Annotated in this window: 11 protein-coding genes and 1 pseudogene; 6 read left to right on the top strand and 6 right to left on the bottom strand. The window is 53.1% G+C overall.

The window, feature by feature from the left end:
• Nucleotides 1-19: 19 nt before the first annotated feature.
• The 4 genes from lpxC (at nucleotide 20) to mutT (ending at nucleotide 4934) form a co-directional block, all read left to right on the top strand.
• Nucleotides 20-937, top strand: a complete 918-nt coding sequence (lpxC, locus tag IM317_RS11875; protein WP_008501977.1) for a UDP-3-O-acyl-N-acetylglucosamine deacetylase — start codon at nucleotides 20-22, stop codon at nucleotides 935-937.
• 279 nt (nucleotides 938-1216) lie between these two features.
• Nucleotides 1217-1720, top strand: coding sequence for a secA translation cis-regulator SecM (gene secM, locus IM317_RS11870; RefSeq protein ID WP_033146485.1), 504 nt, complete (start codon nucleotides 1217-1219; stop codon nucleotides 1718-1720).
• A 58-nt stretch (nucleotides 1721-1778) separates the two neighbouring features.
• Nucleotides 1779-4484, top strand: a complete 2706-nt coding sequence (secA, locus tag IM317_RS11865; protein WP_023310402.1) for a preprotein translocase subunit SecA — start codon at nucleotides 1779-1781, stop codon at nucleotides 4482-4484.
• A gap of 57 nt (nucleotides 4485-4541) precedes the next feature.
• Nucleotides 4542-4934: an 8-oxo-dGTP diphosphatase MutT gene (mutT, locus tag IM317_RS11860; RefSeq protein WP_023310403.1), complete on the top strand. Its 393-nt coding sequence runs from the start codon at nucleotides 4542-4544 to the stop codon at nucleotides 4932-4934.
• A gap of 34 nt (nucleotides 4935-4968) precedes the next feature.
• Here the strand turns inward: mutT and yacG are convergent, their stop codons facing one another.
• The 3 genes from yacG to coaE are packed head-to-tail and all read right to left on the bottom strand — an operon-like array spanning nucleotide 4969 to nucleotide 6536.
• Nucleotides 4969-5163 carry a DNA gyrase inhibitor YacG gene (gene yacG, locus IM317_RS11855; protein ID WP_023310404.1) on the bottom strand — a complete coding sequence of 65 codons (195 nt, stop codon included), beginning with the start codon at nucleotides 5161-5163 and terminating at the stop codon, nucleotides 4969-4971.
• A gap of 9 nt (nucleotides 5164-5172) precedes the next feature.
• A complete protein-coding gene (gene zapD, locus IM317_RS11850) occupies nucleotides 5173-5916 on the bottom strand; it encodes a cell division protein ZapD (protein WP_023310405.1) in 744 nt (247 codons plus the stop codon).
• The gene (gene coaE / locus IM317_RS11845; protein ID WP_033144633.1) at nucleotides 5916-6536 is read right to left on the bottom strand and encodes a dephospho-CoA kinase; all 621 of its coding nucleotides are present in this window, start codon (nucleotides 6534-6536) and stop codon (nucleotides 5916-5918) included. The genes zapD and coaE overlap by 1 nt, the downstream gene beginning before the upstream one ends.
• A 228-nt stretch (nucleotides 6537-6764) precedes the next feature.
• On the opposite strand from coaE, the gene IM317_RS11840 reads away from it, so the two are divergent.
• Nucleotides 6765-7808 (top strand): GMP reductase, encoded by a 1044-nt coding sequence (locus IM317_RS11840; RefSeq protein WP_033144634.1) that lies wholly within the window; start codon nucleotides 6765-6767, stop codon nucleotides 7806-7808.
• 43 nt (nucleotides 7809-7851) lie between these two features.
• Here the strand turns inward: IM317_RS11840 and hofC are convergent.
• From hofC to ppdD, 3 genes and pseudogenes are all read right to left on the bottom strand, one after another.
• A pseudogene (gene hofC / locus IM317_RS11835) lies at nucleotides 7852-9036 on the bottom strand (protein transport protein HofC).
• Nucleotides 9026-10408 carry a type II secretion system protein GspE gene (gene gspE, locus IM317_RS11830; protein ID WP_033144635.1) on the bottom strand — a complete coding sequence of 461 codons (1383 nt, stop codon included), beginning with the start codon at nucleotides 10406-10408 and terminating at the stop codon, nucleotides 9026-9028. Before gspE ends, hofC begins: the two are co-directional and overlap by 11 nt.
• Nucleotides 10409-10418: 10 nt before the next feature.
• The gene (gene ppdD, locus IM317_RS11825) at nucleotides 10419-10820 is read right to left on the bottom strand and encodes a prepilin peptidase-dependent pilin (protein ID WP_049016022.1); all 402 of its coding nucleotides are present in this window, start codon (nucleotides 10818-10820) and stop codon (nucleotides 10419-10421) included.
• A gap of 41 nt (nucleotides 10821-10861) precedes the next feature.
• Between ppdD and IM317_RS11820 the strand changes: the two genes are divergently transcribed.
• Nucleotides 10862-12172, top strand: a 1311-nt coding sequence (locus tag IM317_RS11820; protein ID WP_193362475.1) for a recombinase family protein, incomplete at its 3' end; no start/stop codon positions are given.

Here is a 12172-nt window from a genome sequence, read left to right as displayed (position 1 = left end):
AATTTGGCGAGATTATACGATGATCAAACAAAGGACACTTAAACGTATCGTTCAGGCGACTGGTGTCGGTTTACATACCGGCAAGAAAGTCACGCTGACGTTACGCCCTGCGCCGGCCAATACCGGGGTCATCTATCGTCGCACCGACTTGAATCCACCGGTAGATTTTCCGGCCGATGCCAAATCTGTGCGTGATACTATGCTCTGTACTTGTCTGGTGAACGAGCATGACGTGCGGATTTCTACCGTAGAGCACCTGAACGCCGCCCTGGCGGGTCTGGGTATCGACAACATTATTGTTGAAGTCGATGCGCCAGAAATCCCGATTATGGATGGCAGTGCTGCACCGTTCGTCTATCTGTTGCTGGATGCCGGCATCGAAGAACTGAACTGCGCGAAGAAATTTGTACGCATCAAAGAGACCGTTCGCGTCGAAGATGGCGATAAATGGGCTGAATTCAAACCGTACAATGGTTTCTCGTTGGACTTTACCATCGACTTTAACCATCCGGCGATTGACTCCAGCACCCAGCGCTATGCGATGAACTTCTCTGCCGATGCGTTTATGCGCCAGATCAGCCGAGCCCGTACATTTGGCTTCATGCGTGATATCGAATATCTGCAGTCCCGCGGCCTGTGCCTGGGCGGCAGCTTCGATTGTGCCATCGTTGTTGACGATTATCGCGTACTGAACGAAGACGGCCTGCGTTTCGAAGATGAATTCGTTCGTCACAAAATGCTGGATGCTATTGGCGACCTGTTCATGTGTGGTCACAACATCATTGGTGCATTTACCGCGTTCAAATCCGGTCATGCGCTGAACAACAAACTGTTGCAGGCCGTCCTGGCAAAACAGGAAGCCTGGGAATATGTGACCTTCGAAGACGAAGCTGAACTGCCGCTGGCTTTCAAAGCACCAAGCATGGTTCTGGCGTAACGGTTCAAACCGTTTCGTAAAAAAATCGACTGGTTAACCTGGTACTCTCTCCGACCAGGAAGACCAGTCGTTTTTATTTTTACCCTTCTTCGTTTACCCCAGCGTTATCTCTCGTTTGTCTTACTCAGAAAATATGTGCGTTAGCTGCATTCTTGACCGTTTTTCTCCGCGGCGGCACCTCATTCCTGCTGATGTATATTGGCTTTAGTGGTACTATCTGGGCGCTAAAATGAATAACTGAACTCAGCCTCTGCAAGGCTGGCTTATTGGGTGGAGCAGGTGAGCGGAATACTGACGCGCTGGCGACAATTTGGCAGACGTTACTTCTGGCCGCATCTCTTATTAGGGATGGTCGCGGCGAGTTTCGGCTTGCCTGCGCTCAGCAACAGTGCCGAAGCGGCGACGCCCGCAAAAACCTCCACCACTAAACACGATCTCAGCACGCGGGTTAACTTCACTAACCTCGCGTGGCTTGAAGCCAGTCGCCGCCCAAACTTCACCGTCGATTACTGGCACCAGCACGCTATCCGCACCGTTATCCGCCATCTGTCCTTTGCGATGGCACCGCAGGCCATGCCTGTTGCGGAAGAGGCGCTGCCGGTGCAGGCTCAGCATCTTGCCCTGCTGGACACGCTCAACGCGCTGCTCACGCAGGACAGCCAGCCGCCGGTCATGGTTCGTCAGACAACGCAGCGTGCGTTTGTTTCACCTGCTTCATTCTCTGTTTCAACCTGGATTAGCCAGGCTCACGGCATTCGCGCCGGGCCGCAACGCCTCAGCTAAATTAACTTTTTCAATACCTTAATTTATCTGCCCACAATGGGGCGTTTGAGAATTTATTATGCTAATCAAATTGTTAACTAAAGTTTTTGGTAGTCGTAACGATCGTACCCTGCGCCGTATGCGCAAAGCTGTTGCCGTCATCAACGGTATGGAACCGGCGATGGAGAAGCTCTCTGATGACGAGCTGAAAGCGAAAACGGCGGAATTCCGTGCGCGTCTGGAAAAAGGTGAAACCTTAGAGAGCCTGATCCCGGAAGCGTTTGCTGTCGTGCGCGAAGCGAGTAAGCGTGTATTCGGCATGCGTCACTTCGACGTTCAGCTGCTGGGTGGTATGGTGCTCAACGAGCGCTGCATCGCGGAAATGCGTACCGGTGAAGGTAAAACCCTGACCGCAACGCTGCCGGCTTACCTGAACGCGCTGACCGGTAAAGGCGTTCACGTGGTTACCGTCAACGACTATCTGGCGCAGCGTGACGCCGAAAACAACCGTCCACTGTTCGAATTCCTCGGTATGACCGTCGGCATCAACATGTCCGGCCTGCCTGCGCCAGCCAAGCGCGAAGCGTATAACGCGGACATCACCTACGGCACCAACAACGAATACGGCTTCGACTACCTGCGTGACAACATGGCGTTCAGCCCGGAAGAGCGCGTACAGCGTAAGCTGCACTATGCGCTGGTGGATGAGGTTGACTCCATCCTGATCGATGAAGCGCGTACCCCGCTGATCATCTCCGGCCCGGCTGAAGACAGCTCCGAGATGTACCGTAAAGTCGACAAAATCATTCCACACCTGCTGCGCCAGGAGAAAGAGGACTCGGATACCTTCCAGGGTGAAGGTCACTTCTCCGTAGATGAAAAAGCGCGCCAGGTGAACCTGACCGAACGTGGTCTGGTGAAAATTGAAGAGCTGCTGGTGGCTGAAGGCATCATGGAAGAGGGCGAGTCCCTGTACTCCCCGAGCAACATCATGCTGATGCACCACGTGACCGCTGCACTGCGCGCCCACGCGCTGTTCACCCGCGACGTCGATTACATCGTTAAAGACGGCGAAGTGATCATCGTCGATGAACACACCGGCCGTACCATGCAGGGACGTCGCTGGTCTGACGGTCTGCATCAGGCTGTGGAAGCCAAAGAAGGTGTGGATATTCAGAATGAAAACCAGACGCTGGCGTCTATTACCTTCCAGAATTATTTCCGTCTGTACGAGAAGCTGGCGGGGATGACCGGTACTGCTGATACCGAAGCGTTTGAATTCAGCTCCATCTACAAGCTGGATACCGTGGTCGTTCCAACCAACCGTCCGATGATCCGTAAGGATATGCCGGATCTGGTGTACATGACCGAAGCGGAAAAAATTCAGGCGATCATCGAAGATATTCGCGACCGCACTGCCAACGGCCAGCCGGTTCTGGTGGGGACCATCTCAATCGAGAAATCTGAAGTGGTTTCTCACGAGCTGACTAAAGCGGGTATCAAACACAACGTTCTGAACGCCAAATTCCACGCCAAAGAAGCGGACATTGTTGCGCAGGCGGGTTATCCGGCTGCAGTAACCATTGCCACCAACATGGCGGGTCGTGGTACCGATATTATGCTGGGCGGTAGCTGGCAGGCTGAAGTGGCGGAGCTGGAAAACCCAACGCCAGAACAGATTGCGCAGATCAAAGCCGACTGGCAGGTTCGTCATGACGCCGTCCTGGCTTCCGGCGGTCTGCACATTATCGGTACAGAGCGTCACGAGTCTCGTCGTATCGATAACCAGCTGCGTGGCCGTGCGGGTCGTCAGGGTGATGCCGGTTCATCCCGCTTCTACCTGTCTATGGAAGATGCGCTGATGCGTATTTTCGCCTCCGACCGTGTTTCCGGCATGATGCGTAAGCTGGGGATGAAACCTGGCGAAGCCATCGAGCACCCTTGGGTGACTAAAGCGATCGCTAACGCACAGCGTAAAGTGGAAAGCCGCAACTTTGATATTCGTAAGCAGCTGCTGGAATATGATGATGTGGCTAACGATCAGCGTCGCGCGATCTACACCCAGCGTAACGAACTGCTGGACGTGTCCGACGTGAGCGAAACCATCAACAGCATTCGTGAAGATGTGTTTAAAGCCACCATCGACGCGCATATTCCACCGCAGTCTCTGGAAGAGATGTGGGATATCGAAGGCCTGCAGGAACGTCTGAAAAATGACTTTGACCTCGATCTGCCAATCAAAGAGTGGCTGGATAAAGAGCCTGAGCTGCACGAAGAGACCCTGCGCGAACGTATCTTTGAAACCGCGCTGGACGTCTACAAGCGTAAGGAAGAGGTTGTTGGTGCTGAAATGATGCGTCATTTCGAAAAAGGTGTAATGCTGCAGACGCTCGACTCCCTGTGGAAAGAGCACCTGGCGGCGATGGACTACCTGCGCCAGGGTATTCACCTGCGTGGCTATGCGCAGAAAGATCCGAAGCAGGAATATAAGCGTGAATCCTTCTCCATGTTTGCCTCTATGCTGGAATCACTGAAGTATGAAGTGATCAGCACCCTGAGCAAGGTTCAGGTGCGTATGCCGGAAGAAGTGGAAGCGATGGAGCAGCAGCGTCGTGAAGAAGCCGAGCGTCTGGCACAGATGCAACAGCTGAGTCATCAGACCGACGACAGCGAAGCCGCAGCGGCGATCGCCGCGCAGACCGGCGATCGTAAAGTGGGTCGTAACGATCCTTGCCCGTGTGGTTCCGGTAAAAAGTACAAGGCGTGCCACGGCCGTCTGAGCTAAGTTCATAAAAAAACAAAAAGGCGCAGAAATCTGCGCCTTTTTTATGGAAGTGACAATATGAAAATACTGCAAATTGCCGTCGGGATTATTCGCAACCCGCAAAACCAAATCTTCATCACCCAGCGCGCTGCCGACGCCCATATGGCGAACAAGTGGGAGTTTCCAGGCGGTAAAATCGAGTCAGGTGAAACGCCGGAAGAGGCGCTGGTTCGGGAGCTTCAGGAAGAGGTGGGGATCACGCCGCTTGGCGCAACGCTGTTTGATAAGCTTGAGTACCAGTTTCCGGACAGGCACATCACGCTGTGGTTCTGGCTGGTAGAAAACTGGGAGGGGGAACCCTGGGGAAAAGAGGGACAGCCGGGTAACTGGGTGGAACTTCAGGCAAGTGATGCCGAAAAATTCCCGCCAGCTAATGAACCCGTGATCCTGCGGTTAGTCGCACAACCGTAGGCCTGCTGAGCGAAGCGCCAGCAGGCTTTACAGATTACTGCTGGGTTTCACTCCAGTCATCGCTATCCGAGAGATCGCCTTCGCTTGGAATGCGTTTCTCTTCCGCCGCCCATTCGCCCAGGTCAATGAGCTGACAGCGCTTGCAGCAGAATGGGCGGAACGGACTGACTTCGCCCCAGACAACGGTTTTGCCACAGGTTGGGCAGCTTACGGTGGTGACATCAGACATCGGCACTCCTTAACAACAGGCCAGTTCAAAATCGAGACGTTCCGGCACGGTGCCATTTTCACTGTCCAGCGGCATAAAGCGAATCGCAAAGCGGCTCTTATGCCCGGAAATCTGTGGGTAAAGCTGTTCGCCGAGAGACAGGTTGAGACGCAGAAGATCGGCATCATCACCGTTATCCTGGAAGAAACCATTCAGGCTGGTTTGCTTGCGGAACGGCGCAGAGTTACGGATCAGATCGAGGATCAGCGATAGCGTCTGGTGCATTGGCTCCAGGCTTGCCAGCCAGCTGTTCACCTGTGCGTCACGCTGCGCCTGTGGCATATGTAGCCACATATGCAGCGTCGGCAGGTCGAAGCTGCAGCAGCCGCCAGGAATGCTCAGACGCTGGCGCACCAGGCCAATCAGGCGGTCTTCACGCAAAAACTGCCCGACGCGCGGCGCGGCCATCAGGACGGCGCTGCTGCTTTTCAACTGCTGGCGGAGCGCGTCGATACGGCTCTGATCTACGCCGGGGACCTCTGTCCATGCCTGCAATTTACGCTGCTGGCGCTCCAGCTCTTTGAGTAATTCTGTGCGGACATCGCCGCGTTCAATCACATCCAGCAGATCGCCTACGTTGCGGAAGAAGTGCAGCGCGGTGGCATGATCGTTAACAGGCAGATGTTGTGAAAGTTGTTGAATAAGGAATTCGATGCGCAGCCAGGTGCGCATTTTTTCGTTGAGCGGATGCTCAAAAAGGATGTGTGTCGACATTATGGTTTTTCCTGTGCAACGGCCTGCGCGGCGAACGTCAGATACTGCGCGTGCAGACGGGCAACATCCGATGCAATGGCATCTGGTGCGCCGTTATTATCAATAACATCATCCGCCACGGCAAGGCGCTGAGCGCGCGTAGCCTGAGCGGCAAGAATTTGTTCAGCATGCTCCCGAGAGACGCGATCGCGCGTCATGGTTCTCTGGATTTGCGTTTCGGGCGCGACATCAATCACCAGCACACGATCGGCTTTCTTCTGCAGCTGATTTTCAACCAGTAGCGGAACCACCCACAGGACATAGGGCGAGCGGGCTGCGGCTATCTGACGTTGAGTTTCCTGGTGGATGATGGGGTGGAGCAGGGCATTAAGCCAGGCTTTTTCCGCAGAATCAGAAAAAATACATTCTCGAAGCTGACGGCGATTCAGTGTGCCATCGGCACTGATGACTGCCTGACCAAAATGTTCTGCGATGGCCTTTAGCGCGGGTGTATTGGGCTCTACCACCTGGCGGGCAATGATATCGGCATCAATAATCGTGATACCCAAACGAGAGAACGCGTCCGCAACGGTACTTTTGCCACTACCGATGCCGCCGGTTAATGCGACGATATACCCCATTAATTCAAATCCTGGGAATTATTCATTATTAAAATCAGTTGTTTAAAACTATTAGGTGCGCTGGCAACTGTTTGACCCTGTTTACCGGCTTTTTACCAGGTAAATTTATAGGATTGTAGCGTAAAAAAAGAGAATTTCGCAGTCTTGCGGAGCAGGTATTAGTGCGTATGATAACGTCACTGGAGTTGTGCTTTTAACATATTTGCCTCTAACCCCAGGAATCCGCACATGCGTATCGAAGAAGATCTGAAGTTAGGTTTCAAAGACGTTCTTATCCGCCCTAAACGCTCTACACTGAAAAGTCGCTCAGACGTTGAACTCGAACGTCAATTCACCTTTAAGCATTCCGGTCAGACCTGGTCTGGCGTGCCGATCATCGCCGCCAACATGGATACTGTGGGAACCTTTGAGATGGCAACCGCCCTGGCACAGTTCGACATTCTTACCGCCGTGCACAAACATTACAGCCCTGAAGAGTGGAATGCGTTTGTTGCGTCCGCGCCTGCTGACGTGGTGAAGCATGTGATGGTTTCTACCGGCACTTCCGATGCCGATTTCGAGAAGACCAAACAGATCCTGAACGCTAACCCGGCGCTCAACTTCGTTTGTATTGACGTGGCGAACGGTTACTCCGAACATTTCGTGCAGTTCGTCAGCAAGGCGCGTGAAGCCTGGCCGACGAAAACCATCATCGCGGGCAACGTGGTGACCGGTGAAATGTGTGAAGAGCTGATCCTTTCCGGTGCAGATATCGTGAAAGTGGGTATTGGCCCGGGCTCCGTGTGCACGACCCGCGTCAAAACCGGCGTCGGTTATCCGCAGCTCTCTGCAGTCATTGAATGCGCCGACGCGGCGCACGGTCTGGGCGGCCAGATCATCAGCGATGGCGGCTGCACCATGCCGGGCGACGTTGCGAAAGCTTTCGGCGGCGGCGCCGACTTTGTGATGCTCGGCGGTATGCTGGCTGGACACGAAGAGAGCGGTGGTACCGTTGTTGAAGAAAATGGAGAGAAATTTATGCTGTTCTACGGCATGAGCTCTGAATCCGCGATGACCCGTCACGTCGGTGGCGTGGCAAAATACCGTGCGGCAGAAGGCAAAACCGTGAAGCTGCCTCTGCGCGGCCCGGTTGAATACACCGCGCGCGATATCCTCGGCGGCCTGCGCTCGGCCTGCACCTACGTTGGGGCATCCCGCCTGAAAGAGCTGACGAAACGTACGACGTTTATTCGCGTTCAGGAACAGGAAAACCGCGTATTCAATAGTCTGTAATGGCTTCTGCTGGCGCATGCCCGTGCGCCAGCACTGTTTAGCACTAACCCGCGCTCATCGCATCTCCCAGATGGAAAATCGGCAGGTACATTGCCACCACCAGCGTGCCGATGATGACCCCTGTCACAATCAGAAGCACTGGCTCGAGAAGTGCCGCCAGATTATCTGCCCGTTGAAAGGTCTGTTCCGTGTGGTGCCGGGCGAGATTTTCCAGCATGATGTCCAGCGCACCTGACATTTCGCCGGTTCGTAAAAGCTGAATACACAGCGGGGTAAAGATGGCCGCTTTCTGAAAGGATGACCAGACGGGGAGACCTTTTTCAATGTCCTCGCGAACGCTGCGGAGTATTCCCCGCCAATAGCGACTTTCAACGGTCTCCTCTGCGCTCTCCAGGCCCTGTAAAAAGGGGATACCTGCCTGCTGCGTGAGTGACAGCACGGTAAAGATGTGTCCCAGCTTTTGGCCTTTTGCCAGCGCGCCCATCACGGGCGTATGGATCAGCATGCGCTGCCAGCGAGGGTTCTGCCTCAGAGCCCAGGCGGCGGCTAAGGGCATTAATAACGCTGCGAACAACGCGAGGGCATAAGACTGGATAAATGCGGCCATCCCCATGACCATTTGTGTCAGCATCGGAAGCGGTGTGTTAAACGTTTTGTAGATCGCGGCAAACTCGGGCAAGACCAGAATGACCATCGCCAGCACCACGAGTACGGCCAGCGTCAGGACGATCGCCGGATAGCGCAGGGCCTTTTTCACCTTATCTCTGAGCTGCTGCTGCGCTTTTTGCTGCTGCGCGAGCTGGCGGCAGCACTCCTCCAGTTTCCCTGTGAGCTCACCGGTTTTCACCATCGAGACATGCAGTGGGCTAAACACCGCTGGCCACTTTTTTAGCGACTCAGAAAAGGGGGATCCCTCACTGAGCTCATCGGCAATGCTTTGCAGCAGCGCCTGCCACGGTTTTAACGGATGTTGCTCTGCCAGCATCTGCAGGCTGTGGGACAACGTCAGCCCCGCCTGCAGAAGCGTTGCGAGCTGGCGAAACATCTCGTAGCAGTGATGCGGCCGCCAGCGGTGCCGCTGAGCGCATCGGGTAAGCGCCAGAGGATGGAGATCGCTACGCATCAGCCTGGTGAAGGCGGCATTGCGGTCTGTGGCCCAGAGTGTTCCGCTTTGGGGTTCACCTTCTTTGGTGAGCGCTCGCCAGCGCTAGAGCTGATTAGCAGCCATCCGGCATTCCCAGCACGCGCACCAGCTCTTCGATCGTGGTCAGCCCTTTTTCGACGGCCATGCAGCCGTGCTCAAAAAGAGAAATCATTCCCGCCTGCCGGGCACTCGCCTCTATCACTTCGATTCCCGCCCCGCTGGCAATGGCCTGGCGCAGGGCATTGTCGATCGCCAGTACTTCAAAAATGGCAACGCGGCCATAAAAACCGTGATAACAGCGATCGCAGCCGGTGGGCTGCCAGCGTGGAAGCGGTCTGGACCATACGGCGCGCGGTAATTCAGCATGCTCGCTGGCTTCCCGGCGACAGTGCGGACACAAACGCCGGACCAGTCTCTGGGCAATCACCATCGACAGCGCGGAAGATATCATCCAGCGCGCGACGCCCATCTGCTCCAGGCGAATCAGGGTTTCCGTCGTCGAGTTGGTGTGCAGCGTTGACAGCACCAGATGACCGGTCTGGGCGGCATTAATGGCAATTTCTGCCGTTTCACCGTCACGGATTTCGCCGACCATAATGATGTCTGGATCCTGACGCAGCAGCGCCCTCAGCACGCTCTGGAATGTTAAACCCGCCCGGGGATTAATCTGCGTCTGGTTTAATCCCGCAAGGGGGATTTCAATCGGATCCTCCACGCTACAGATGTTGACGTCAGGGGTATTACGCGCCTGCAGCGCGCTGTACAGCGTCACGGTTTTGCCGCTGCCGGTAGGGCCGGTGACCAGAATCAGCCCCTGCGGCTGGTGGAGAACCTCATTGAAACAGGCCAGTTGTTCTGCGCTCATGCCAAGCGCTTTCGGCTCAAGAGCCTGTTGAACCTGATGCAGGAGACGCAGCACAATTTTCTCGCCACCGCTGCAGGGAAGCGTCGCGATCCGAAACGAGACCGGCTCGTTTGCCAGCTCAATCGTAAACTGACCGTCCTGAGGTAAACGACGTTCTGCAATATCCAGATTACCCAGCACTTTTAAACGTGCGCTGAACAGGCTGGCCAGCGAGGCGGAAAGCGGAGGCTGGGGGCAAAGAACCCCGTCGATGCGTAACCGAATCTGGCATGCATGCTCCATCGGTTCGATATGAATGTCGGAGGCGCGCTGGTTGATTGCCTGCTGCAGCGTGTGGTTGAGGATATCCACCGTCGAGTGTGTTTGCGAAACGACGGGCAGATGCGATTGTGACGTTAGCTGCCGGTGTTTTTCCATGCGCTCAGCGCTCCAGCACTCAATATCAATCCGTTTCTGGGTCGCGAAGCGCAGCGCCTCCATGAGTTCAGCCGCGGGGCTGCCCACGACGGCGATGCTGACCATGTCACTGTCGCTGGTGAGCAGCAGAGCGTGATGGCGCTGACAAAGCGCCACGAGTTGATCGGTATTCATTATCCGCTCCTCAGTTATTGTCGAAGCGGAAAACGTCTTCGCAGGCCTGTTTCAGGGCGCTGTCAGCACTGATGTTGCAGTCGCGCGTCCAGCCCGTCATACCGTTGCCGTCGCTCCACCGTGGCGTCATGGTCACCGTCAGCCCGTTAAGACTCTCCTGTCCTGTTAAGGTCACGGTCCCTTTCGCCACGCTCATTCCTGAAACGTAGCGTGTCGTGGTGGGGGAAGGGATACCGTTACTGCCGGCGTCGCAGCTCTCCACACCACCGTGATCCAGCGCGCAAAGCTCAATGGCCGTGCGGTAGGGAACGAAAGTTTGCAGCATATCGGTCAGCGCCGCCTTGCGCAGGTAGTTCTGATAGGCGGGAACGCCGATGGCGCTCAGAATCGCAATGATGCCAATGACCACCATGATATACTTATTATTACTGTTGTAATTTTTCGGAAAATAGAATGATAAAAACGGTATATTGTTACGCTCGTGTTAGTTCGAGAGGTCAGGCTAAAGATGGCTTTGGGATGTCTCGCCAGCAAAAGATGCTGAATGATTACGTGTCATCATATGATGATTCTCTACATGATCGAGGATACGAATTAGGAGCAGTTAACTGGTTGTTCGCAGAGGGGATCTCGGCCTATAGCGGTAAGAACATCGAAGATGGTTCAGTGCTGAAATCATTCATTGATGATGTATTGGATCGTAAGATTATCAATTCGGTTTTAGTCATTGAGAACCTTGATCGATTTAGTCGAGCAGAACCAATTAAAGCCGCTAATCTATTCCTTAATTTGATCACTGCCGGATGTGATATCCATGAAGTCGAAACTGAAACAATACATCATTCCAGTAGTGACCTCAGTATCATTACGGGCGGGTTACAACGTGCTCATAACGAGAGTAAACGCAAAGCCCGATTGAGTATCAAAAATTGGGATGAACGAATCAAAAACGCAATCGATGGTAAAGCAGTACTGACTAATCGAGTTCCATCATGGTTGGAAGTAAAAGACAATGGATATGTAATCAAAGAAGGGGAGAAGGAAAAGTATAATCTTATATTCCAGATGTATGCTGACGGTTTCGGTCCGGCAGCAATACGCGATGTATTAAAAGAAAAAAATATGTTAATCAATGATAGTGAACCAACGATTGCTCACATAAACAAGATAATAAAAGATGAGAGATTGATTGGGAAATTCAATTCAACTGGTAGGAAAAAGCTAAGTGGTCTTGTTATCTATCCAGTAGTTGTAGATTTATCACTATTCCACATCGTTGACCAACTACGGAAACAGAGGAATCCCGTTGGTAAAATTCATCGCAAGGCAAATAATTTATTTGCTGGATTATGTATATGCATGGAATGTGGGAGATATGTTCAGGTTAACAGTGTTGAGCCTAATGGTGAATCTTATTTTCGTTGTGGTGGCAGTCTCGTTAAGATTGATAGATGTCAGGAACGTGGATTCAAATACAAGTTTTTTGAAAATGCATTATTGCAATACATCAGGAATTTTGATTTTTCATCATTGAATGCGAATGAATCTGATATTCAGATTAGAGTAAATCATCTTTCAATGGAGTTGTTAACACATATAAAGTACAAAGATGAGATCTTACAAGATATCGAGAAAGAGGATATACCCGATCCTAATGATAGGAGAATTTTGAAAAATTTACAGAAGAAAATTGGAGAAATCGAATCTGAAATATCGAATCTAAAACGTTTGAATGTGAATGTAAGTACATTCGATGAGTTGAAA

It is taken from the genome of Enterobacter cloacae complex sp. S3, assembly GCF_014930495.1.
Classification (GTDB): Bacteria; Pseudomonadota; Gammaproteobacteria; order Enterobacterales; family Enterobacteriaceae; genus Enterobacter; species Enterobacter asburiae_B.
The sequence above is the reverse complement of the archived record's forward strand: the minus strand, read 5'-3'. Positions and strand labels throughout refer to the sequence as shown.